This window comes from Streptomyces sp. VNUA24 (assembly GCF_029167005.1).
GTDB lineage: Bacteria > Actinomycetota > Actinomycetes > Streptomycetales > Streptomycetaceae > Streptomyces > Streptomyces scabiei.
The window spans coordinates 7,832,306-7,853,296 of the sequence record NZ_CP119143.1; the positions used below are offsets into that span (position 1 = coordinate 7,832,306).

A 20,991-nucleotide genomic window follows, 5' to 3' on the forward strand; every position below is an offset into this window, starting at 1 on the left:
GCCATTCTCCCACCCGTCGAGGACGAAAACACGGGGCGTTCGGTTCGGGCTCGCCGGGCCCTGTTCAGTCCGTGTTCCGCACCTTCACCGAGCCGTCCTCGGTGTGGGCGCTCACCACGTGGGAGCTGTCCCGGTCACGGGGCACCGACACCTCCACGGAGCCGTCCTCGCTGCCGGTCTCCACCCGGTACGACGCCTCGCGCGGCAGCCCGATGCTGATCGAGCCGTCGTCGCTGCGGGACTCCACCAGGTCCGGTACGACGCCGAGTTCGAGCGCGACGGAACCGTCCTTCGAGCTCACCCTGACGCTCCGTGACCCGATCCCGAGCGCGCGCACCGAACCGTCGTCGGTGTGCAGCTCCAGCGGCCCGGTGGCATCGGTCACCCGCACACCGCCGTCGGCCGACCGGACCTCCAGCGGGTCCGTGAAGCCCTCGGCGGTCACGCTGCCGTCGTCGCTGGTCACGGTGACGGCGACGCCGCGCGGCACCTCGATGCGGTGCCTGGCCGAGCAGTCGGCGACCATGCCCGAGCACTCCAGCCGCAGCTTCAGCCGGTCGTCCTTCATCGCCCAGGTCACCCGCGGCTTCCCGCCGACCACGACGCGGCCCTCGAACCAGCGGGTCACCTCCACCTCGTCCCCGTCCGCCGGGACCAGTTCGAGCGCCGAGTCGTCCGAGTCGACCGTGAGCGTCCTCCCTTCCAGGGCGAAGCTGCGGTGTTCGGGGTCCCTGTCCTCCCCGGCGTCGGCCCCGCACGCGGCGACGGACGCCATGAGCGCGACGGCGAGGCCGGCGACGACCGCCGCGCCCCTGCGTGAGCTGCGATCCGTACGGGCCGTGCGCGCCGTGCGTGTCATGACGATCTCCCCCTGGGATTCCGGACCTCCGTGGTCCTCCGACCGTACGGAGCGGGCGTCCTCGCCGGGATCCGGGCGGCTCCCGGAACAGAGGTGGGGATAACCCCCGGGAATCGGTTTGCGGGGCACTGCCTCGCGCGATGTAGGCTGTCGACTCGTACTCGGGCGCGTAGCTCAGGGGTAGAGCGCCTGCCTTACAAGCAGGATGTCGGCGGTTCGAAACCGTCCGTGCCCACCTGGGATGACGAAGACCCCGGCCGACCGGCCGGGGTCTTCGTCGTGTTCAGGACTCGCGGGTGTGCTTCAGCCGGGTCCGGGCGTCGACCTTCTCCTCCGTGGCGACCTCCGCCCAGAAGCGGTGGCAGCTCACGAAGACCGCGAGTTCGCGCTCGCGCTCGCGGAGCTTCTCCACCTCGGCCTGTTCGTCGGGAGTCCAGCCCGGGGAGGCGGGACGCTCGATCTTCCGCCAGCCGTTGTCGTCACTGAAACCGTCCAGGGGTTCGACCGACCAGGGCAGCCGCTTCAGCAGTGCCAGGAGCTCGGCCCGGACCTGATGCAGCTCCTCCTGACCGGCGAGGAGGTCGCTGGGGAAGTCATAGGTCTTAGCCACACGACAATGCTACGCCTGTTCGATTTTGGGATGCGAGTTCCTTCCGGTACTTCGGGGCGGGCTTCACGCGGACGGGTGACGTGGTGAAGCGGAACCTCGGGGCCGGGCTTCGTGCCCAAGCTCAACCTTGGGTACGGTGCCCGTGTGACCCTCGACGATCTGCGCGTCTTCGTCGCCGTCTGCCGGGCCGGGAGCCTCAGCGCGGTGGCCCGTGACCTGGGCTGCACCCAGTCGGCGGTGAGCCAGCACGTACGGCGGCTGGAGCGCGAGACCGGTGTCGGACTCGTGGAGCGGCAGGCCCGCGGGGTCGTGCCCACCCGGGCCGGACGCGTGCTCCAGGAAGCGGCGGCCGAGGGCATCACCGGCCTCGACCTCGCACTGCGCCGGCTGGCCGAAATGGTGCGGGGCGACGGCGGTGTCGTACGGATCGCCACCGGCGGCACGACCGTGCGGCACTTCATGGCCCAGGGCATCGTCGACTTCCGGCGCGCGTACCCGGACGTGGGCCTGGAGTTCCAGACCGTGCGCTCCAGCGCCGGGTGCCGGGACGCGCTGGCCGACCCGGCGCGGGACCTCGACCTGTCCTGGCTGACCCTCGGACCCGCGGTGCGCGGCATCGAGCAGCGGGCCGTGGCGGAGCTGCCCTGGGTGCTCGCGGTGCGCGCCGACGACGAACTCGCCGCACGCGAGCGGATCGGGGGCGCGGACCTGGACGGGATGCGGCTCATCGGGCTGCCGGAGAACCCCACCTCCTACGCCCATCTCCACACCGCCTACCGGGAGTTGGGCATCTCCGTCAGCTCCTCCGGCGCCGGTGTCGCCGACTGGGACACCGCGATCCTCCTCGCCGAACTCGGGGTCGGACCCGCCGTGGTCCCCGCGCTCCCGGGCTGGACGGGCCCCGGCCGGCCCGGGCTGCGCTTCGTCCCGGTCCCCGACCTGCCGCCGCTCACCGTCGGCTGGGCCGTCCGGCGCTGGGAGGCACTGTCCCCGCCGGCCCGCGCCTTCGCCGACACGGTGGCCCGGCACGCGGTGCGGGTCGGCGGCGGGGTGCGGGGCGTCTAGAAGCCCCCGCTTCCGGCGGGACGGACGCCGGGCGGGCGCCGTTCAGTGACCCGCCGCCCGCAGGTCCGCCACCACCTCGGCCGCCACGGGGACGGGGACGCCGTGACGCTCGGCCGCGCGGAGCAGCGCGCCTCCGATCGCGTCCAGTTCGAGGGGGCGGCCGGCCTCGGCGTCGCGCTGCATGGAGGACTTGGTGGCCGGCGGGAACGCTTCGTAACGGCCGAGGACCTCGGCCGGGTCCACGGGGGCGCCGGCCGCCGTGGCCACCGCCGCCGTCTCCGCCACCAGCGCGGCCAGTCGCGCGCGGTGGTGCGCGCGGATCTCGCCCAGGGGCAGACCGTGACGGGTCGTCAGCAGGGCGAACGGGGCCAGGAACGACATCTTCGCCCACAGCGCCGCCGTCTCGCCCGCCAGGACACGGGCGCTCACGCCGGACCATTCCAGGGCCCCGGCGAGGGAGTTGAGGCGGCCCGGGGAGACTGTGTCGCCGGTGAGGTCGACCTCCGCGAAGGGGCTGCCGTGTTCGATGACGCCCGGGGCCACGCGGGTGGACTCGACGCGGACGGTGGCGGGGGCGACCGGGACGGCGCCGCCGTAGTGGGCACGCAGGAACGCCGGGTGCTCGACGCCGTTCAGGAACGGCACGACCAGGGTGCCCGGGCCCAGGGTTTCCGCCGGGAGCCGGTCCAGGGCGGCCGCCAGGGTGGTGTGCTTCACCGCGACCAGGGCCGCGTCGACGGGTTCGGCGAGTCGCGGCGCGGTCTCCACGCGGGCGGTGAACTCGCCGAAGCGGGCGCTCCTGACCTCGATGCCGTCCCGCTCCAGGGCCTGTGCGGTGGCCTCCCCGGCCAGACAGATCACCCGGTTCCCGGCCCGGGCCAGCAGCGCGGCGAGCAGGCCGCCCACACCGCCCGGACCCAGTACCGCCACCGTGAGCCGATCGTTCGTCATGGTCCCCCTCGTTTCTGCCGGGCGGTTCGCAGCGGGCCCGGTGATGATCACAAGGTGTGGAGGGCCGAGTCAATCCTCGGGTGACCTTGCCGATATCCAAGGGAATGCTGGGGAGGGGCGGTGACCTGGGCGGTCTGCCTGGGGTTGTGCGGTCGTACGCGCGAGACTGGGGGCATGTGCCGCAGCATCAAGACCCTTCGCCCGCCCGTCCTGCCCGAAGAGGCCACCGAGGACGACATCCGTGCCGCCGCCCTGCAGTACGTCCGCAAGGTCTCCGGCTTCCGCGCGCCCGCCGCCCACAACCGCGAGGTCTTCGACCACGCGGTGGAGGCGATCGCGGCGGCCACGGCGGAGCTGCTGGACGGCCTGGAGGTGCGGGGCGCTCCGCGACGGGCCGGGTAGCCCCTCGCCGCGCGTCCGCCGGCGGCCGGGCGTCAGTCCGCTGCGCGGGGGTGGCGCATGAAGTACGCCGCCGCGGCTCCGGCGCCGAAGAGGGCCGCCAGGGACACCGCCGTCGCGAGCCAGGTCGCGCCGAGCCACTGCGCGCCGAGCCAGCCGAGGGCGACGCTGTAGGCGGCCCAGGCGAGTCCGGCGACGGCGGACCAGGGCAGGAAGTCGCGGACACGGCGACGGGCGGCGCCGGCGCCGAGAGAGACGACGGAACGGCCGGCCGGGGCGAACCGGGCGACGACGACCAGCAGACCGCCGCCCCGGGCGAGCGCGGCGCCGAGACGTTCCTGCGCCGTGGTCAGGCGCCGGGAACGGGCCACGGCGCGGTCGAGCCAGGCGCTGCCCCGCCAGGCGAGCCGGTAGGCCACCAGGTCGCCGAGCACGGAGGCGGTCGCCGCCGAGAGCATCAGCACCAGGATGTCGGGGACCTCGCGGGCCATCGCGCCCGCCGCCGTCTCGGCCGCGGCGGCCGTGGCCACCGCGACGACCAGGACTCCGCTCGGCAGGACGGGGAGGAACACGTCCAGCACGATGGACACGCCCACGACGGCATAGATCCATGGGCCGACGGCCAGCCAGCCCAGACTCTCCAGCACCGCGCACTCTCCTGTTTTCCCCCGGTGTCACGTAACCCGTGACAGCCGAACAGCGTACGCCCCGGGTGTCACAGAAGGACCCCTGGGGCACATGTGTCCGTCACGCCGTGTTGGTTCGGGTGGTGTGCGGGGAGGGGGTGGGGCGGGAGCGGGTGGGGGGAAGAGCGGGTGGGGCCGCCGGGGGGTGCGTGGCATCCTCCGGCGGCCCGTCGTGCCGGTGGTGACGGGCGGATCAGGCGGTGACGGGGGCCTTGCCCGAGCTGGTGCTGCCCGCGGACGCGCGCTGGCGCCGGGAGAGGAACCGGTCGAGGCCGAGACCGCCGGAGCCGGTGAAGAGCAGCAGGAACATGGCCCAGCAGTAGAGCGCCGCGGCCTCGCCGCCGTTCTGGGACGGCCACAGGGCCTGCGGCTGGTGGACCTTGAAGTACGCGTAGGCCATGGAACCCGAGGCGATGAACGCCGCCGCGCGGGTGCCCAGGCCGAGCAGGACCAGTGTGCCGCCGACCAGTTGGATGACGGCCGCGTACCAGCCGGGCCAGGAGCCCGCGGCGGCGGTGGCGCCCTGTCCGTCCACGCCGCCCAGGACGCCGAAGAGGCTCTTGGCGCCGTGGCAGGCGAACAGCAGGCCGATGACGATGCGGAACAGTCCGAGCACGTATGGCTGGGCGCGGTTGAGGCGTCCGGTCATGTGGGGGACTCCTTCGGTAGTGACCCGGTCCTTGTGGGACCAGTGGGGACGGTTCTTACCGGTGAGTCACCCACGGTAGGCAGGGCCGCTCGATGCTTACAAGTTCAACATCTGGCCAGCTCTGAACGGGTCCGCCGGCCCTCCCGCCTGGTGTCGCCGCACGTAGAACCGCTCGCGCCACGGCATCCGCGTCCGAAAGTGTGACCGAATCAACGCCCGGTCGGGCGCCCGCCGCCGTCACCCAGTGCACTCCCTCCGTGGGCACGCCGAACGCGAACCTCCGTGCGTGCGCGCAACCTTGACGGTCCATCAGGTGATAGGGCCGGGTCGTCACGTCCAGTCCGCCCGTCTCGTACCCGTCCGTCCGGTGCGGGCGGCATGCTCCGCTCGCGAGCAGCCCGGCGAGCAGTTCGTCGGCGGTCCTGCGCAGATCAGCCTCGGGGAGCCGGGCCTCCACGACCGTCGTCACCCGGACCGCCGACCCCGGCACGTCGGGGGAGCGAGCCAGCCAGGCCCCGTCGTGCGGCCGTACGTCGAGCCGGGGGCCGAGCACGGTCAGCACGCCCGCCTCGATCAGCGCGGACATCTCCTCGACACGACTGCGCGGCGGACCGATCGAGAGAAAGGCGTTCAACGGGGTGTACCAGCGGTCCAGATGGTCGCGGCGCGACACCCCCGCCAGCCCGCCGTGGTCCACGATCAGCCGCAGTTCGTTGCGCAGGTCCCGCAGGACGTCCAGGGCGGCCTTCACCGGCCCGTCGACGTTGCCGAGGGCGGCCCGCGCCGCGTCCTCGCGCAGATACTCCAGCAGCCACCGCTCCCACTCCGCGGGGTCCGCGAACTCCCGTCCCGTATACGGCCGCGCGATCCGCTCCCACGACCACCGGTCCGCCTCCGCGACCCCGAACTCGTCCAGAACGGCCGCCTCCCGGGCCGAGCCGTGGGGTGCGGCGAGGAACCGGTCGCGGAAGGGGAGGGGGGACGGGCCGTACGAGGGCGAGCCGAGCGCCTGCCGCCGGTCCGACGCCCTCAACAGCCCCTCGTAGTAGACCGTTTCGACCTCCTTCGCCACCAACGGCCATATCTCCGCCAGGAAGTCGGGCGCCTCGCCGGAGTCCGCGCGCTTGCGGAACGACGCGACGGCCTCCGGCGTCAGGACGAGCGGGGTGTGGCGGCCGTAGGGGCCCTTGGCGTTGTCCCCGCGGGCCTGGTACGGGACACCGCGCCGGGAACCGGCGTACAGCCGGGGCTCCCGGCCGGAGGGGACGTACCGCAGACCTCGGCCGGCGTCGTGCGTGAAGCGGCCGCCCCGGCCGGTCGTGAACAGGGCCATGTGGTCGAAGAAGTTGAGGCCGAGACCCCGCAGGAGGACCGGTTCGCCGGGGGCGACGGGGGAGAGGTCGAGGTCGGCCGGGTTGGCCGGCGGGACGTGGCGCAGGCCGTGGCGGCCGGCGTACCCGGCGGTCTCCCGTTCCGGCCGGTCCGGGACGGTGGGCAGATGGCCCTGGGCGAGGACCACCGCGGCGAGGCCGGTGAGCACGCGCCCGGTGGCGAGCGTGAGCCGCTGTCCGCCGCTCGCGTCCCCGGGGTCGTCGTCGAGACCGACCGCGCGGGTGCGGTGCACCTCGACCCGGATCCCGGGCGGCGCGCCGCGCACCACCTCGGCGAAGACCCACTCCAGATAACGCCCGTACAGCGCCCGCGTCGGATAGTCGTCGGGACCCAGGGCCTCCCGCCCGCCCGGCTCACCCGGCCCGTCCGGCTCACCCGGCCCGTCCGTGTCCCTCTCCCGGGAGGTGACCCACTCGTACAGGCTCGGGCCCGGACGTATCGGGCCCGAACAGTCCACGCTGTCGTCGGTGAAGAGGGTGACCTGGGAGGCCACCGTGTTCATCAGCAGGTGCGGGGACTGGGCGGTGCGCCAGACCTGCCCGGGACCGGGTGGCGCCGGGTCGACGACGTGCACGGTCAGCCGGGTGCCGGGACCGAGCAGTTCGGGGGCGGAGGCGCAGAGGCGTTCCAGGACGCTGGTGCCGCGCGGGCCGGCGCCGACGAGAGCGATGCCGATGTCACTGGTCCCTGGGAAACCTGGAATGTCCGGCAAGGGGGCAACTCCCGTGCGTGTGGGGCGCATTGGTGGGGCGCGGCGCGGCGGACCGCCCGCCGGGAAGCGGACGGTCCGCCTCATCATGCCGCCGGACGGCACGCGAACAGGGCTCCTGGCCCCTCGGGCACGCCAGGTGTGGGATGCCTCACGAGCAACTCGGACCACAGGGGCGGCAACCGCCCGGAAACGGTCGATTGGGGAACCAGGAGGGCCCGAGGGGGACTTGAGGAGGGTCCGGAAGGACCCGAGGAGGGGCTACGGGGTGAGGGCGGAATCCGATCCCGTCTCCATCCGTGCCTCGCCGTTCCGCCCGGTCCGCGCGCGGTCGAGCCGCAGCCGTGCCGAACGGCCGCGCAGCGTCAGCGTCATGAGGTGGTTGCCGAACCAGGGGCCGTCCGTCCGGCGCCAGTCGATCGACGGCCGCGCGCCCCGCCCGTGCCGCCCGAACCACCGGCCGAGCGCCCGCCCCGTCCCGCTCCAGCCGAAGCGGAAACCCAGCTTTATCGAGAGCGGGATGGAGTTGTGCACGGGGGAGCAGGTGAGCTGGAGGACGCGCGCGTCGGGGACCACCGGGCGCCCCGGAACGCCGTCCCGGGGGCCCTTCGGCCACGACGGCTCGGCGACGTACGCGTGGTGCACGTCCCCGGAGAGCACCAGCACCGTCGCCGGGGCGTCGGCCCCCGAACCGGCCTCGGCGATCAGCCGGGTCAGGTCCTCGAAGGAGGAGGGGAAGGCCGCCCAGTGCTCCAGATCGGCGCCCCGGCGCAGCTTCTCCCCGAAACGCGCCCAGCGCTCACCGCGCTCGCCCCGGCACAGCGCCGCGCTCCACGCCTCGGCGTCGTGCACGAGGTGGGGCAGCAGCCAGGGCAGCGAGGTGCCGATGAGCAGATGGTCGTACGACCCCCGGGCGTCCAGCGCCTGGGTGCGCAGCCACTGCGCCTCGCCCGGGTCCAGCATCGAGCGGTTCCGCTCGTCGAGGACGCGGGCGGCCCGGCTGTCGAGCATCAGGACGCGGACGCGCCCGAAGTCCCGCCGGTAGCTCCAGCGGACCGAGGCGGGGTCCCGGTCGGCCGCGTCGGCGTGGGCGCGCAGCGCGTCCGTTCCGTCGGGGGTGGCGCGCACGGCGGCGTGCAGGGGGTCGGCGGCCAGTTCGGCGGGGGAGAGGTTGCCGAGGTGCTGGTGGACCCAGTACGACATCAGGCCGCTCAGGATGCGCTCGCGCCACCAGGGCGTGGCCCGCATGTCGGCGAGCCAGGACGCGCTGGTGTTCCAGTCGTCGATGACATCGTGGTCGTCGAAGATCATGCAGCTGGGGACGGTGGAGAGCAGCCAGCGGATCTGGGGGTCGAGCCAGGACTCGTAGTAGAGGTGGGTGTACTCCTCGTAGTCCGCCACCTGGTCGCCCGGCGGTTCCGTCAGGTCGCGGCGGGCGGCGAGCCAGCGGCGGGTGGCCTTGGAGGTCTCGTCCGCGTAGACCTGGTCGCCCAGCAGGAGGAGGACGTCGGGGCGCTCGGCGTCCGGTGCGGCGGCCAGCCGGACCGCCAGGGTGTCCAGCGCGTCGGGGCCGACCGGGTCGGGCTCGCCGGCGGGCGGCGCGGCCCAGCGGCAGGAACCGAAGGCGACCCGGACGGTGTCGCCCTCGGCCGGGGTGCGGATCTCCGGGGGCGGGAAGGGGGAGCCGGGCTCCGGCCACACGGGCGTGCCGTCGAGCAGGACCTCGTACGCCGACGCCGTACCCGGCGCGAGGCCCGTCACCGTGACCAGGGCGTAGTGGTGCCCGGCGATCTGGAACGTGCGGGCCTCGCCGCGCCCGCCGCCGGCGCACCGCACCTCGGCGGCGCACGGACGGCTCGCCTCGATCCACACGGTCGCGGACGAGCCGTCCACATAGCGAAGCAGGGGTCCCAGGCGAAGCCCGGTCATCGCGATCACCTTCCTCCGTCGCCCCGTACGGTACGGAACGACGGAGGCGATCGGCGAGGTTCCGGACCATATTGTCCGGGCGGGGCGGGCGACTCGCCGGGCGGACGGTTCAGCAGCTCGCCAGATAGCTGGTGAGGGCGCTCTTCTCGGCGGAGTCGACGGAGAGGTCGTAGTAGTACTTCACCTGGACCCAGGCGCGGACGTAGGTGCAGCGGTAGGCGGTGCGCGACGGCATCCAGGTGGCCGGGTCCTGGTCGCCCTTGGCCTGGTTCACGTTGTCCGTGACGGCGATGAGCTGGGGGCGGGTGAGGTCGTTGGCGAAGTTCTGGCGCTGGGCGCTGGTCCAGCCGTCCGCGCCGGAGTCCCAGGCCTCGGCCAGCGGCACCAGGTGGTCGATGTCCAGGTCGGAGGCGGCGGTCCAGGTGGCGCCGTCGTACGGGGAGTACCAGCTGCCGCTGGTGGCGGCACAGGCGGAGCTGGTGACGACGTTCGTGCCGTCGCGCTTGAGGACCGTCTCGCGGGTGTTGCAGGTGCCGCTGATGGTGATCCAGTGGTTGAACAGGTCCCGGTCGTACCCGGTGCGGTCCTCGGTCGCCACGGTGAGGGTGGCGAGGTAGGAGCGGGCGGTGGCGGCGCTGACGGGGGTCGGGAGCGCGGCGGAGGCGGCGGGGGCGTTGAAGAGCGCGACGGAGGCTATCAATCCGCTGAGCGCCGCGAGTATGCTGACTCGTCGACGCGCGTAGAACCTGCGCATGTGAACTCCTTGTGGGGCCGGGGGTGTTGGGCGGGGCGTTGGGGGGCGCGCGAATGAAGGGTCGCGTCGTCGTGTTACCGGCGGATGTGCGTCTGGTGAGAAGCTAGTGACGTGGGCATGACAGGACAAGAGGCGCGGCGGTGATTGTGATGCCGGGGCCCTCCGGGCGGGTGCGGGTGTGTCCTGCGGCCGCGGCTCTGGTGGGGCCGGTCGTGCGGTTGTCGCGCAGTTCCCCGCGCCCCTGAAGGGCTGCCGGGCCCTGCGGGCCGGGAGGTGCCTGCGGGCCGCGCCGCCTGCGCTTTGCCGCCCGTGCGGTCGCGTCGCAGATGCCTGCCACCCGAGCGAGCGCCCTGAGGGCGCTTCGCCGTCCGTGCGGCCGCTCCGTGGGCGCTGCGTCACCCGTTTCGGCCGCTCGGGCGCTTCGCCGTCGTGCGGCCGCCCCGAGGGTGCTGCGTCACCCGTGCGGCCGTCCCGATTCTGCGCCGCGTACTATGGACGGCGCAGAAGGGGAGTAGCTCTTCGCCGGACCGTCGACATACTGCTCAGCTCGTCTGAGCCGGCGCCCGGAGGCAGGTTCCGTGGAAGCGGAACCCGCCAGCGAGACCTTCGGCAGAGCAGTGCACCGTCCGTGCCGTCCGGCGCGGGCCATCCGTGTGCTGCCGTGCCGAGGTGTCGCAAGAGCGGATGATGTCTCGGTGGGGTGGCCCGACCTTCTGAGGAACCTTGATCAGCATCAGTGTCACGGCGCTCGTCTTCGGCGTCGTCTTCCTGGCGGAACTCCCCGACAAGACCGCGCTCGCCGGTCTCGTCCTCGGCACCCGCTACCGCGCCTCCTACGTCTTCGCCGGTGTCGCCGCGGCGTTCGCCGTGCACGTCGTGCTCGCGGTGGCGGCGGGCAGCGTCCTCACCCTGCTGCCGCAGCAGATCGTGCACGCGCTGACCGGCGTGCTGTTCCTGGGCGGCGCGGTGGTGCTGCTCAGGACGAAGGACGGGGACGACGACGCGGAGGTCCGGCGGCCCGAGGACCAGAGCTTCTGGAAGGTCTCGGGCGCCGGGTTCATGCTCATCCTGGTCGCCGAGTTCGGGGACCTCACCCAGATCATGACGGCGAACCTCGCCGCCCGGTACGACGACCCGCTGTCCGTCGGTCTCGGGGCGGTCCTCGCCCTCTGGGCCGTCGCCGGACTCGGCATCGTGGGGGGCAAGGCGCTGATGAAGCGGGTGCCGCTGCGGCTGATCACGCAGGTCGCGGCCGTGCTGATGGTGGGGCTCGGTGTGTGGAGCCTGTGGGAGGCCGTGTCGGGATGAGCGGGGGAGTGGCGGAAGCCCCCTTTGTTTTGTACCGTGGGTGAACAAAGTGGCTCCCGCCCGCATTTCCCTGACCGGTGGGCGGGGCCGCCTTGTCCCCGCGGGCCGCCTCGCCGGGCCCGACCGTCCGCGGCCCCGTACCTTCGCTCTCCCCGCGCTTTGGAGCCTGCCGATGACGGCCACCACCGTTCTGACCGCCCGCGCCCTCCTGCTGGACATGGACGGCACCCTCGTCAACTCGGACGCCGCCGTCGAGCGCGTCTGGCGGCGCTGGGCCGAGCGGCACGGACTGGACGGCTCCGAGATCATGCGGGTGGTGCACGGCCGCCAGGGATACGCCACCATGGCCGTCCTCCTGCCCGACCGGCCCATGGCGGAGAACTACGCGGACAACGCGCGGCTGCTGGCCGAGGAGACCGCCGACGTGGACGGCGTCGTCCCGATACCCGGCGCGCCGGAGTTCCTCGCGGCCCTCGTCGCCGGAGGCGTGCCGCACGCCCTCGTGACCTCGGCGGACGTCCCGCTGTCCACCGCGCGGATGGCCGCGGCCGGCCTGGCGCTGCCCGACCTGCGCGTCACCGCCGAGTCGGTGGGCGCGAGCAAGCCCGACCCCGAAGGCTTCCTGAAGGGGGCCGCCGAACTGGGCGTCGCCCCCGAGGACTGTGTCGTCTTCGAGGACTCCGAGGCCGGTATCGCGGCGGGGCGCGCCGCGGGGATGCGGGTCGTCGGCATCGGAGAGCGCGCCCGGTCCCACGGCCCGGACGCGGTGGTCCCCGACCTCACGGCGGTACGGGTCGAGGCGACGGCGGACGGCGCGGTCCGGCTGCACATACACGGCTGACGCAACTCGGCCGCTCCCTCTCCACCTTGCTTGGCAGGGTGCCCGGTCCCTTCAGGTCCGGGGTGAATGCCCGTTCCCGCGTAGCGGGGCAGGGGAAGCCGAATCGCCGCCAGGGCGATTCGGCGTCTCGGGAGGGACGGTGGTGAGGCTGGCGTGGAGCCGTTGGTGGTGGCGGGTTGAGGGCCCAGTGGTGGGGGGTTGCTCTGGAACGCGAAGGCGTGCTGGTCACTCTCAGGGGTGATGTTGGTCGAAGGCGTGGGCGGGTGGGGAACGGGGTGTCTAGGTTCGTGGCATGTCTCGTTTCCGGATGTATCCGTCGCGCGCTCAGGCCGAGCGGATGCTCACGCACTGCGCGCACGCCCGGTACGTGTGGAATCTCGCGGTCGAGCAGCATGCGCACTGGCGCCGGTGGCGCAAGAGCGCGCCCGGTTTCGCGGAGCAGTGCCGTCAGCTCACCGAGGCCCGGCGGGACAACGCGTGGCTGGGTGCGGGGAACGCGGATGTGCAGCAACAGGCGCTCAAGGACTTCGCGAAGGCCAAGAACGCCCGGTTCACGTCCGGGTTCGGTGAGCCGACCTGGCGCAGGAAGCACGTGCACGAGGGCTTCCGGGTCATCGGCACCGACCGCGTACCGGAACACGAGGTGGACGGGTCGCCGAAGCTGAACGCAAAGACCGGCAGGCAGGTCATGGGCCGCTCGGTGGTCGTGCAGAAGCTGAACCGGCGGTGGGCGCAGGTGAAGGTGCCCGGCTGCGGCTGGGTCCGCTTCCGCCTCAGCGCCAAGGGCAAAGGCGCGCAACTGCCCGACGCCAAGACGTTCCGCGTCACCTTCCGCAACGGGCGGTGGTACATCGCCTTCGCGGTCGTCCCCGAGCCGATCCCGGCGCCCGGCACGGGCGAGGTGATCGGCATCGACCGGGGTGTCACCGTCACCGCCGCCCTCTCCGACGGCCGCACCCTCAACTGCCCCCAGCTCACCACCCGCGAGCGGGCGCAGATCCGCAAACACCAACGGCGGGCTGCTCGCGCCCCCAAGGACAGCAAGGCCAAGACCGCCGAGTACGCGAAGGTGGCCAAGCTGAAGGCGCGGGAGGCGAACCGGCGCAAGGACTGGTGCGAGAAGACCTCGACCATGCTCGCCCGCTCCTACGACCTGGTGCGGTTCGAGAAGCTGAACATCAAGAACATGACCGCGAAGGCCAAGGCGAAGCCCGACCCTGACCAGCCCGGCCAGTACCTCAAGAACGGCCGGGCCGCGAAAGCCGGACTCAACCGGGGCATTCTCGCCCAGGGCTGGGGCCTGCTCCGGCAGCGCACCGGGCACAAGGCCCCCGGCCGGGTCGAGGACGTTCCCGCCCCCTACACCAGCCTGCGGTGCAGTGCCTGTGGCTGGATCGACAAGAACTCGCGCAAGAGCCAAGCCGGATTCGAGTGTTCCTCCTGCGGCTTCACCTGCAACGCCGACACCAACGCCAGTATCAACATCGCGGCAGGACAGGGCGGGATCCCCCGCCCCCGGCGCACAGCCGGTGCCGGAGGGACGACACCCCGCAAGGGGCCGAGCGTCCGTGAACCTCAGCCCCAATGGGTTGGAATCCCCCTCTTTTAAGAGGGGGAGGATGTCAAAAAAAGGTGGGTACTTCGAGCACGGGAACGCCCCCGCCCGGCGGCGTTTCCACGGCCGTCGGACGGGGGTGAGGGAGGCGAGGGGAGGGCCGGCGGTACCGGACGGTGTGCGTCAGGCCCCGGTCTTCGGGCCCGTCTGCTGGACGACCTCGAACGACCACACGGTCGAGTCGGAGGCGGCCGGCCGGGGGCGGTCGCCGCCGCCTTGGTGGGCCTGCTTCATGGGGCCGTCCATCCACGCCTGGAAGGCGTCCTCGTCGCGCCAGCGGGTGTAGACGAGGTAGTTGTCGGTGCCCTCGACGGGACGCAGCAGCTCGAACCACTCGAAGCCGTCGGAGCTCTCGACCACCCCGGCGCGGGCGGCGAACCGCTTCTCCAGCACCTCGCGCTGCTCGGCCGGGACCGTGAGGACGTTGATCTTGACGATACTCATGGCCTCATCCTGCATCACCCGTCACGGCTCCTTCGTCTCGGACTCCAGCCGTTCCCGGGTGACCAGGCCGTAGACACCCTGCTCGTCCTGGTCCTTCGTGATGCCGCGACTGCTCTGGTAGACGAGGACGGCCTGCTCGACCTGGCTGTCGTAGTTGTCGTCGATGTCACCGGTGTAGATGCCCAACTGGCGCAGCCGCAGCTGGAGTTCGGTGACCTCGGGGTCGTCGTCGCCGGGGCGGAGCGTTTTGGGCGCGACCTTGCGGCTGTCGTTGGACCCGTCCGAGCCGGTGGCCGACGCGCCCGTGGAGGCGCCGGCGCTGGGCGCGTCGCTCTGCGTCGGCTCGGCCGAGACCGACGGCGACGGCGAGCCGGACGCCTCCGAGGGCGACGGTGAGGGAGACGGGCTCCGCGAGGGGCTCGCGGTCGTCGCGCCCGCGCCACCGCCCGGCGGCGCCGGAGCGGGTGCCCCGCCCCCGCCCCCGCCCTCCCCGGACGGCCCGGCCGGCGACGCCTCCCCGTCCGGTGACGCGTCCGGGGCGCTCGCCCGCAGGTCGTCCGGCAGTGCGCGGTCCCGCTCCGGGGCGTTGTACGAGAAGAGTCCGCTCGCGAACCCCGCGGCGGCCATCACCCCCGCGGCGGCGGTGCCGGCCAGCACGACGACGAGCCTCGCACGGCGCCGGCGCCGGCGCCCGGGGCGCCCTGTCGACGTCCTGGGCGAGGTGCCGTCCGCGGAGAGCGGTGCCGGGCCCGGCGAGGGCGGCGTACCCCACGCGCCGAATCCGGCGCCGGGCGTCCCCTCACCCCGCCGGCCGAACGTCCGTCCGCCCATCGGGTCGGGTCCTGTCGCGCCCGTCGGTCCCGTCGGCCTCGTCGCCGCTGTCGCGCCGGTCGCCGCCGTGGTCGTCGGCATGGCGATCGTGGCGGCCCGGTCGGGGGCCGGTCCCCTGCCCGTCGCGGCGCGCGATCCGCCGTGTTCCCCGTGTGCGTCGCCCAGTTCCACGTACGGGCGAATCCGGAGGGGGTCGAAGTCCTCCGCGGCCGCCGCCTCGGCCGTACGGGTTTCGAGCAGGGCCTCGGAGGCGCGTCGGCCGCACGCGCAGGACGGCGTGCCGTCCGAGGCCCGGGGGGTGGAGCATTCCGGGCATATGTGACTGGTCGGTTCACTCACGTGTCGTTCCTCCCCGTGAAGTCTCCAGAGTTTAAGCAAATGGCCGACACCGAATCTCCCGGAAGCGCGGGGAATCAAGGGTTCCGGAACGCCTCGACAGGCCATAACCGGTCACACCGACCACGATGGAATGGACAGGGAGGAAGAGGAAACCCGAGGGCGTCGTACGGGGACACGGCGGGAGACCCTCGGCCCCACGGGAGGTCTGCATGACCGACGACACCAGCCACGTCCCGGCCGACGGTGGCGACGAGCCCGCGCACGTCGCCACCGGCGCACGTGCGGGTGCCGCGAGCACCGCCGACGGCGCCGGCGGCTCGGACGGCGGCGAGGGGCGCACACCCCCGTCCGGCCCCCGTGGCCAGGGCGTTCCCGTCGCCGAGGGGGTGCCCGGCGGGGTGATGGTCTCCATCGGGGCCCTGCTGCTGGGCATGCTGCTGGCGGCGCTGGACCAGACGATCGTGTCGACGGCGCTGCCGACGATCGTCAGCGAGCTGGGCGGCCTCGAACACCTCTCGTGGGTGGTCACGGCGTACATGCTGGCGGCGACGGCGGCGACACCGCTGTGGGGCAAACTCGGTGACCAGTACGGCCGCAAACGGCTCTTCCAGACGGCGATCGTGATTTTTCTCATCGGGTCGGCGCTGTGCGGAGCGGCGCAGGACATGCCGCAGTTGATCGGGTTCCGGGCCCTGCAGGGCCTCGGCGGCGGCGGGTTGATGGTGCTGTCGATGGCGATCGTCGGCGATCTGGTGCCGCCGCGCGAACGCGGGCGCTACCAGGGCCTGTTCGGCGCGGTCTTCGGTGCGACCAGCGTGCTCGGGCCGCTGCTGGGCGGACTGTTCACCGAGCATCTGAGCTGGCGTTGGGTCTTCTACGTCAACCTGCCCGTCGGGGCGGTGGCGTTGCTGGTGATCGCCGCCGTGCTGCGCATCCCGCGCCGCGCCGAACGGCATGTCATCGACTACCTCGGCACCTTCCTCATCGCCTCCGTGGCCACCTGTCTCGTCCTGGTCGCCTCCCTCGGCGGCACCACCTGGGACTGGGACTCGGCGCAGATCGTCGGCCTGTCCGTCCTGGCCGTCCTGCTGGTCGTGGTCTTCGTGGCCGTCGAGCGGCGGGCCGCCGAACCCGTCCTTCCCCTCAAGCTGTTCCGCGTCCGCACCTTCACCCTCTCCGCCGTGATCAGCTTCGTCGTCGGCTTCGCGATGTTCGGCGCGATGACCTACCTTCCGACCTTCCTCCAGGTCGTGAAGGGCGTGTCACCGACCATGTCGGGGGTGCACATGCTGCCGATGGTGTTCGGGCTGCTGCTGTCCTCGACCCTCTCCGGACAGATCGTCAGCCGCACGGGCCGCTGGAAGGTCTTCCCCGTCGCCGGGACGGCCGTCACCACGCTCGGCCTGCTGCTCCTGCACCAGCTCGACGCGGACAGCGGCACCGGCGAGACGAGCGCGTACCTCCTCGTCTTCGGGCTGGGGCTCGGGCTGGTGATGCAGGTCCTGGTCCTGGTCGTGCAGAACGCCGTCCCGTACGAGGATCTCGGCGTCGCCACCTCCGGCGCGACCTTCTTCCGGTCCATCGGCGCCTCGTTCGGCGTCGCCGTGTTCGGCACGGTGTTCGCGGGGCACCTCGGCGACAAGCTCACCGGCGCGCTCGACGGGGCGGCGCTCCCGTCCGGTGTGAGCGTGGACGGGCTGCAGGCGGACCCGCGCGAGATCGCCCGGCTCCCCGCCTCGCTGCGCCCCTCCGTCCTGGACGCGTACGCCTCCGCCATCACCGACGTCTTCGTCTACGCGGCCCCCGTGGCCCTGCTCGGCTTCGTCCTCGCCTGGTTCCTGCGCGAGGACCGGCTGCGGGCCTCCGTCACGGCGCCCGACGCCACGGAGACGCTCGCCAGCAACCCGGTCGAGCGGTCGTCGTACGACGAGGTGTGCCGGGCGCTGTCGGTGCTCGGGTCGCGCGAGGGCCGGCGCGAGGTGTACCGGAAGATCACCGCACGGGCCGGCTACGACCTGCTGCCCGCCACGAGCTGGCTGCTGCTGCGGATCCGGCGGTACGGCTGGGCGGAACCGGCCGTGCTCGCCGAACGCAGCACCGTCCCGCTCGACGTGATCATGGCCGCCACCCGGCAGGCCGAGGAGAGCGGTCTCGCCCGGCGCGACGGCATCGACCTCGTCCTCACCGACGCCGGCCACGAGGCCGCCGACCGGCTCGCCAAGGCCCGTGAGGACTCCCTCGCGGAACTCCTCGGCGACTGGTGGGGGCCCGACCGCCCCACCGACCTCATCCGTCTCGTCGGGGAGCTGAACTCCGAACTGTGCGGCTCGGACGCGGAGCGCCCGCACGACGACCGGGCGATCACACGACGGCTGCCGGGCACGGCGACCGCCGGTACGCCGCCCACGCCACCCCCGCCCCCGGAGGCTCCCTCGTCCCCGTCGGTCTCGTCATAGTCGGTCTCGTCACAGGCCCGTCAGGCTCTTGGTGAACCAGTGCTCCGCGTACGCGTGGTCGTTGTGCGGTGCGCTCTCCTCGTACCCCAGCCGGGCGTACAGCGCGCGGGCCTCGACCAGGTCGCCGCGGGTGTCGAGGACGATCCGCTCGGCGCCCAGCGCGCGGGCCGCGTCCTCGGCCGCCGTCACCAGCAGCGCGGCACCGCCCCTGCCCCGGGCCTCCGGCAGCAGGAACACCCGCTTCAGCTCGGCCGTCGCGGCGTCCGTCAGCCGCACGCCCGCCGTCCCCACGGGCTCGCCCCCGTACCGCGCCACCAGCAGGGCGCCGTCCGGCGGCGCCAGATACGCCCCGGTGTCCGCCGCGACCTCCCGCTCCAGCTCGTCCGGGTCGGTGGAGCGCCCCTCGTGCAGCAGGTACCAGCGGTCGCTGACCTCGGTGTAGTACGCCCGCCAGAGCGCGGCGGCGACGGGAGAGCCGTAGGGCTCCTCGTCCACGGACCAGCCGGGGGCCGTGCGGTTCGCGGGAGCGCCGGGGCGCGTGGCGGGGGTGGGGGGCGTGCGGGTCATGACGGTCATTGTCGGGAGCGGTGGCGGGTGGTCCGCAAACGATTTACGCCGTCGTCCGCTCCCGCGCGCTTGCCGTTTGAACCAACGGCTTCGGGCAACCCGATGCGAAACGGCCCGACGGGGCGAGACGCCCGGGCCGAGGACTCTGGAAGGCATTCATGTCCACAGGCTTGATCATCGCTTTGATCGTGATCGTGGCGGTCGTGGTCGTCGCGGCGGCCGTCCTGACCCTGCGCGCCCGCGCGGGCGCGGGCGGCGGCGGATCCCTGAAGCGGCGTTTCGGACCGGAGTACGAGCGGGCCGTGACCCGCCATGACGGCGACGAGCGGGCCGCCGCCCGGGAACTCGCGGAGCGGGTGAAGCGGCACGGCTCGATGGAGAGGCGGCCGCTGCCGGGCGCGGAGCGCGAGCGCTACGAGTCCCGCTGGGCGGCAGCCCAGGAGCGTTTCGTCGACTCGCCCCGTGAGGCGGTCGCCGAGGCGGACCGGCTGCTCGCCGAGGTCGCCGCGGCCCGCGGTTTCCCGGACGGCGGCCACTACGAGACCCAGGTGGAGGCGTTGTCCGTCCACCACGCCCACCATGTCCACGGCTACCGCCGGGTGCACCTCGCGGCGCACTCCGCGCCGGGTCGTGACGGCGTCACGGACGGCGCCGGACCCGGCACCGAGGAGATGCGCGAGGCCATGGTCGAGGCCCGCGCCCTGTTCGAGGACCTGGTGACGCCGGGCCGCCGGGACACGCGCGCGGACCGTGCGGACCGTCACGACACCGCCGGGCGGCAGGAACCGGCCCGCCGTGACGGCGCGGTGCGCGAGGACGGCCGCGGCACCGCGGCCTCCGACGGCCACCACCGGTCCCATCTGCCATGGGCGCTCACCAGGCGCCACGCCAAGGGGAGTTGAGGAGTATGACGGACGAGACGAACAGGAGCGACGGCATCCGGGAGCGCGGTCTGCGCGAGACCCGTGGCGCGGCCCCCGGGCGTGACGGGGTCAAGGAGCGTGACGGGGTCAGGGAGAACGGGATCACGTCGGGCACGCGGGCGGCGGACGCCACCGGCTCGGCGGCCGGCACCGGCACCGGGGCCCCGCTCGTCGCGGGCCACGACACGACGACGGGCGGCGACGACACCCGCCTCGGCAGGACGATGGGCGTGGACGACGAGCCCGGCCGGGGCCGCGCCGAGGACCGGGGCACCGGCACCGCTCCGGGCGGTTCCCGCACCACCGGGTCCTCCCTCCTGCCGCACGACGAGAACGACAAGCTGGCGACGCGGCTGCAGCACGCGGTCGGCGGGTTCGTCGACGAACCCCGGTCCGCCGTCGAGGAGGCCGACCAGGTCCTCGAAGAGGTCACGGCCCGCTTCACCGACGCGATGACCCGGCGCCGCCGGACCCTGCGCACGTCCTGGGAGACCTCCGCCGGCGACCGCGGGTCCACCGACACCGAACAGCTCCGGCTCGCCCTGCGCGACTACCGCGAGCTGACCGAACGGCTGCTGCGGCTGTAACCACCGCGCGCAGCCACAGACGAGGCCGCGTCCCGGTTCGTGCACCGGGACGCGGCCTCCTGTGTGCGCGGGGCCGGAAAGCCTCCGGGGGCGCGGCGCCGGACACGCGGTGACCGGCACCGGCCGGGTCAGGCCCCTGGCGAGGCTCCCGGCCCCTCCTGCCCCTCGCGTCCCTCCCGCCACTGTCGTACGACCTCGTCCACGTCGTACGGCTTCAGGCCGAGCGGCGGTCCCGGTGGGGGTTTGAACATCATGTCGCGGATCTTGGCGTTGATCTCGGTGATGATCTTGCGGACCGCGTGTTCGGACGGGGCCTCGGCGGCGGTCGCGAGAGCGTCCTCCGCCTCCTTGCGCAGGGCCAGGGTCGGGGGCAGGACGGAGAGGCCCTCGCGGGCCATCTTCCGCTTGATCCACCAGAGTTCGTCATAGGTCGTGTCGTCGTCCCGCAGGGGCCGGCCCGCCCCGGGGAGCGACGCGAAGTCGCCGCGCGCCTCCGCGTCACGGATCTGTTTGTCGACGAAGGACTCGAAGCTGACACCGGGTGGCTTTCGCTCGGTCATGCGTCCATTGTGCCGGAGCCCGCACAACAGGACGATCCGGCGATTTATCATGCGGCGGCGGCGTGCCAAACGTGCCGTGCGCAGCGACAATTGGAGTTTGACCCGTTAGGAGCGGTACGTGCTCGAACTCACCATGGCCTCGGTCTCCGAGGCGGACGCCGGGGCGACGGCCGGCATGCAGATGGCTGACGCGCCCAGCGAGCCGGGCGGCGTGCTCCGGGTGGGCCGCGATCGGGCGGTGTGCCGGCTCGCGACACCGGACGACTGGCTCTTCGTCTCCCGCGTGCACCTGGAGTTCCTGTGCGCCCCCGACGGGAGCTGGCAGGTCACCTGGCTGCGGGGCTCGCACGCCGACCCCTCCTCCGAGGTGCGGCTGACCCTGCTCGGCCACCAGCCCTCACCGCTGCCGTACGGCGGCACCGCGAAGCTCCCGCACGGCGCCTCCGGTGAACTCGTCATCTACGACCGCACGGGGCCCCGCAGCGTCAACGTGGGCTTCTACCACGAGGCCTGACGC

21 protein-coding genes and 1 tRNA gene are annotated in these 20,991 nt (G+C 73.1%); 10 read left to right on the top strand and 12 right to left on the bottom strand.

Annotated elements, in window-relative coordinates:
* Window positions 1-64: 64 nt before the first annotated feature.
* Window positions 65-859, bottom strand: a complete 795-nt coding sequence (locus PYR72_RS33575) for a DUF4097 family beta strand repeat-containing protein (RefSeq protein WP_275458770.1) — start codon at window positions 857-859, stop codon at window positions 65-67.
* A 163-nt stretch (window positions 860-1,022) separates the two neighbouring features.
* Here PYR72_RS33575 and PYR72_RS33580 point away from each other — a divergent pair.
* A tRNA-Val gene (locus PYR72_RS33580) sits at window positions 1,023-1,094 on the top strand.
* Between the two features lie 48 nt (window positions 1,095-1,142).
* Here PYR72_RS33580 and PYR72_RS33585 read toward each other — a convergent pair.
* Window positions 1,143-1,469 carry a hypothetical protein gene (locus PYR72_RS33585; RefSeq protein WP_013004011.1) on the bottom strand — a complete coding sequence of 109 codons (327 nt, stop codon included), beginning with the start codon at window positions 1,467-1,469 and terminating at the stop codon, window positions 1,143-1,145.
* Window positions 1,470-1,613: 144 nt separating this feature from the next.
* Here PYR72_RS33585 and PYR72_RS33590 point away from each other — a divergent pair, with 144 nt between their 5' ends.
* A complete protein-coding gene (locus tag PYR72_RS33590; protein WP_275458771.1) occupies window positions 1,614-2,534 on the top strand; it encodes a LysR family transcriptional regulator in 921 nt (306 codons plus the stop codon).
* 42 nt (window positions 2,535-2,576) lie between these two features.
* On the opposite strand, the gene PYR72_RS33595 is transcribed toward PYR72_RS33590, so the two are convergent.
* On the bottom strand, window positions 2,577-3,485 hold the full coding sequence (locus PYR72_RS33595) for a 2-dehydropantoate 2-reductase (RefSeq protein WP_275458772.1): 909 nt from the start codon (window positions 3,483-3,485) through the stop codon (window positions 2,577-2,579).
* Between the two features lie 174 nt (window positions 3,486-3,659).
* Here PYR72_RS33595 and PYR72_RS33600 point away from each other — a divergent pair, with 174 nt between their 5' ends.
* Entirely contained in the window at window positions 3,660-3,887 is a 228-nt protein-coding gene (locus PYR72_RS33600; RefSeq protein ID WP_275458773.1) for a DUF2277 domain-containing protein, read from the top strand.
* Between the two features lie 32 nt (window positions 3,888-3,919).
* On the opposite strand, the gene PYR72_RS33605 is transcribed toward PYR72_RS33600, so the two are convergent.
* The 5 genes from PYR72_RS33605 to PYR72_RS33625 form a co-directional block, all read right to left on the bottom strand.
* Window positions 3,920-4,531, bottom strand: a complete 612-nt coding sequence (locus PYR72_RS33605; protein WP_013004015.1) for a VTT domain-containing protein — start codon at window positions 4,529-4,531, stop codon at window positions 3,920-3,922.
* A 232-nt stretch (window positions 4,532-4,763) separates the two neighbouring features.
* A complete protein-coding gene (locus PYR72_RS33610; protein WP_275458774.1) occupies window positions 4,764-5,219 on the bottom strand; it encodes a DoxX family protein in 456 nt (151 codons plus the stop codon).
* 55 nt (window positions 5,220-5,274) lie between these two features.
* A complete protein-coding gene (locus PYR72_RS33615) occupies window positions 5,275-7,323 on the bottom strand; it encodes an FAD/NAD(P)-binding protein (protein ID WP_275458775.1) in 2,049 nt (682 codons plus the stop codon).
* Window positions 7,324-7,581: 258 nt separating this feature from the next.
* Entirely contained in the window at window positions 7,582-9,249 is a 1,668-nt protein-coding gene (locus tag PYR72_RS33620; RefSeq protein WP_275458776.1) for an alkaline phosphatase D family protein, read from the bottom strand.
* A 109-nt stretch (window positions 9,250-9,358) separates the two neighbouring features.
* Window positions 9,359-10,003: an HNH endonuclease family protein gene (locus PYR72_RS33625; RefSeq protein ID WP_275458777.1), complete on the bottom strand. Its 645-nt coding sequence runs from the start codon at window positions 10,001-10,003 to the stop codon at window positions 9,359-9,361.
* A gap of 723 nt (window positions 10,004-10,726) precedes the next feature.
* Here PYR72_RS33625 and PYR72_RS33630 point away from each other — a divergent pair.
* The 3 genes from PYR72_RS33630 (at window position 10,727) to PYR72_RS33640 (ending at window position 13,761) form a co-directional block, all read left to right on the top strand.
* A complete protein-coding gene (locus PYR72_RS33630) occupies window positions 10,727-11,311 on the top strand; it encodes a TMEM165/GDT1 family protein (RefSeq protein ID WP_275458778.1) in 585 nt (194 codons plus the stop codon).
* A 172-nt stretch (window positions 11,312-11,483) separates the two neighbouring features.
* Complete coding sequence (locus PYR72_RS33635; RefSeq protein ID WP_275458779.1) at window positions 11,484-12,152, top strand: HAD-IA family hydrolase; 669 nt, start codon at window positions 11,484-11,486, stop codon at window positions 12,150-12,152.
* 292 nt (window positions 12,153-12,444) lie between these two features.
* A complete protein-coding gene (locus PYR72_RS33640) occupies window positions 12,445-13,761 on the top strand; it encodes a transposase (protein ID WP_275458780.1) in 1,317 nt (438 codons plus the stop codon).
* A 129-nt stretch (window positions 13,762-13,890) separates the two neighbouring features.
* Here PYR72_RS33640 and PYR72_RS33645 read toward each other — a convergent pair whose 3' ends face one another.
* Together PYR72_RS33645 and PYR72_RS33650 are read right to left on the bottom strand one after the other, a co-directional pair.
* The gene (locus PYR72_RS33645) at window positions 13,891-14,211 is read right to left on the bottom strand and encodes an antibiotic biosynthesis monooxygenase (protein ID WP_275458781.1); all 321 of its coding nucleotides are present in this window, start codon (window positions 14,209-14,211) and stop codon (window positions 13,891-13,893) included.
* A gap of 21 nt (window positions 14,212-14,232) precedes the next feature.
* The gene (locus tag PYR72_RS33650) at window positions 14,233-15,381 is read right to left on the bottom strand and encodes a peptidoglycan-binding domain-containing protein (protein WP_275458782.1); all 1,149 of its coding nucleotides are present in this window, start codon (window positions 15,379-15,381) and stop codon (window positions 14,233-14,235) included.
* 401 nt (window positions 15,382-15,782) lie between these two features.
* Between PYR72_RS33650 and PYR72_RS33655 the strand changes: the two genes are divergently transcribed.
* Entirely contained in the window at window positions 15,783-17,837 is a 2,055-nt protein-coding gene (locus PYR72_RS33655; RefSeq protein WP_275460593.1) for an MDR family MFS transporter, read from the top strand.
* 9 nt (window positions 17,838-17,846) lie between these two features.
* On the opposite strand, the gene PYR72_RS33660 is transcribed toward PYR72_RS33655, so the two are convergent.
* Window positions 17,847-18,404 carry a GNAT family N-acetyltransferase gene (locus PYR72_RS33660; RefSeq protein WP_275458783.1) on the bottom strand — a complete coding sequence of 186 codons (558 nt, stop codon included), beginning with the start codon at window positions 18,402-18,404 and terminating at the stop codon, window positions 17,847-17,849.
* A 158-nt stretch (window positions 18,405-18,562) separates the two neighbouring features.
* On the opposite strand from PYR72_RS33660, the gene PYR72_RS33665 reads away from it, so the two are divergent.
* Window positions 18,563-19,306 carry a hypothetical protein gene (locus PYR72_RS33665; RefSeq protein WP_275458784.1) on the top strand — a complete coding sequence of 248 codons (744 nt, stop codon included), beginning with the start codon at window positions 18,563-18,565 and terminating at the stop codon, window positions 19,304-19,306.
* Window positions 19,307-19,311: 5 nt separating this feature from the next.
* Window positions 19,312-19,914, top strand: a complete 603-nt coding sequence (locus PYR72_RS33670) for a hypothetical protein (RefSeq protein WP_275458785.1) — start codon at window positions 19,312-19,314, stop codon at window positions 19,912-19,914.
* 128 nt (window positions 19,915-20,042) lie between these two features.
* Here the strand turns inward: PYR72_RS33670 and PYR72_RS33675 are convergent, their stop codons facing one another.
* Entirely contained in the window at window positions 20,043-20,474 is a 432-nt protein-coding gene (locus tag PYR72_RS33675; protein ID WP_275458786.1) for a DUF1992 domain-containing protein, read from the bottom strand.
* Window positions 20,475-20,592: 118 nt separating this feature from the next.
* On the opposite strand from PYR72_RS33675, the gene PYR72_RS33680 reads away from it, so the two are divergent.
* Window positions 20,593-20,988, top strand: a complete 396-nt coding sequence (locus PYR72_RS33680; protein ID WP_013004086.1) for an FHA domain-containing protein — start codon at window positions 20,593-20,595, stop codon at window positions 20,986-20,988.
* Window positions 20,989-20,991: the final 3 nt, after the last annotated feature.

Coding starts and splice junctions, on each gene's coding strand:
- PYR72_RS33575 (WP_275458770.1), bottom strand. CDS start 859: ATGACACGCACGGCGCGCACGGCCCGTACGGATCGCAGCTCACGCAGG.
- PYR72_RS33595 (WP_275458772.1), bottom strand. CDS start 3,485: ATGACGAACGATCGGCTCACGGTGGCGGTACTGGGTCCGGGCGGTGTG.
- PYR72_RS33600 (WP_275458773.1), top strand. CDS start 3,660: ATGTGCCGCAGCATCAAGACCCTTCGCCCGCCCGTCCTGCCCGAAGAG.
- PYR72_RS33610 (WP_275458774.1), bottom strand. CDS start 5,219: ATGACCGGACGCCTCAACCGCGCCCAGCCATACGTGCTCGGACTGTTC.
- PYR72_RS33620 (WP_275458776.1), bottom strand. CDS start 9,249: ATGACCGGGCTTCGCCTGGGACCCCTGCTTCGCTATGTGGACGGCTCG.
- PYR72_RS33625 (WP_275458777.1), bottom strand. CDS start 10,003: ATGCGCAGGTTCTACGCGCGTCGACGAGTCAGCATACTCGCGGCGCTC.
- PYR72_RS33635 (WP_275458779.1), top strand. CDS start 11,484: ATGACGGCCACCACCGTTCTGACCGCCCGCGCCCTCCTGCTGGACATG.
- PYR72_RS33640 (WP_275458780.1), top strand. CDS start 12,445: ATGTCTCGTTTCCGGATGTATCCGTCGCGCGCTCAGGCCGAGCGGATG.
- PYR72_RS33645 (WP_275458781.1), bottom strand. CDS start 14,211: ATGAGTATCGTCAAGATCAACGTCCTCACGGTCCCGGCCGAGCAGCGC.
- PYR72_RS33655 (WP_275460593.1), top strand. CDS start 15,783: ATGGTCTCCATCGGGGCCCTGCTGCTGGGCATGCTGCTGGCGGCGCTG.
- PYR72_RS33660 (WP_275458783.1), bottom strand. CDS start 18,404: ATGACCCGCACGCCCCCCACCCCCGCCACGCGCCCCGGCGCTCCCGCG.
- PYR72_RS33665 (WP_275458784.1), top strand. CDS start 18,563: ATGTCCACAGGCTTGATCATCGCTTTGATCGTGATCGTGGCGGTCGTG.
- PYR72_RS33670 (WP_275458785.1), top strand. CDS start 19,312: ATGACGGACGAGACGAACAGGAGCGACGGCATCCGGGAGCGCGGTCTG.
- PYR72_RS33675 (WP_275458786.1), bottom strand. CDS start 20,474: ATGACCGAGCGAAAGCCACCCGGTGTCAGCTTCGAGTCCTTCGTCGAC.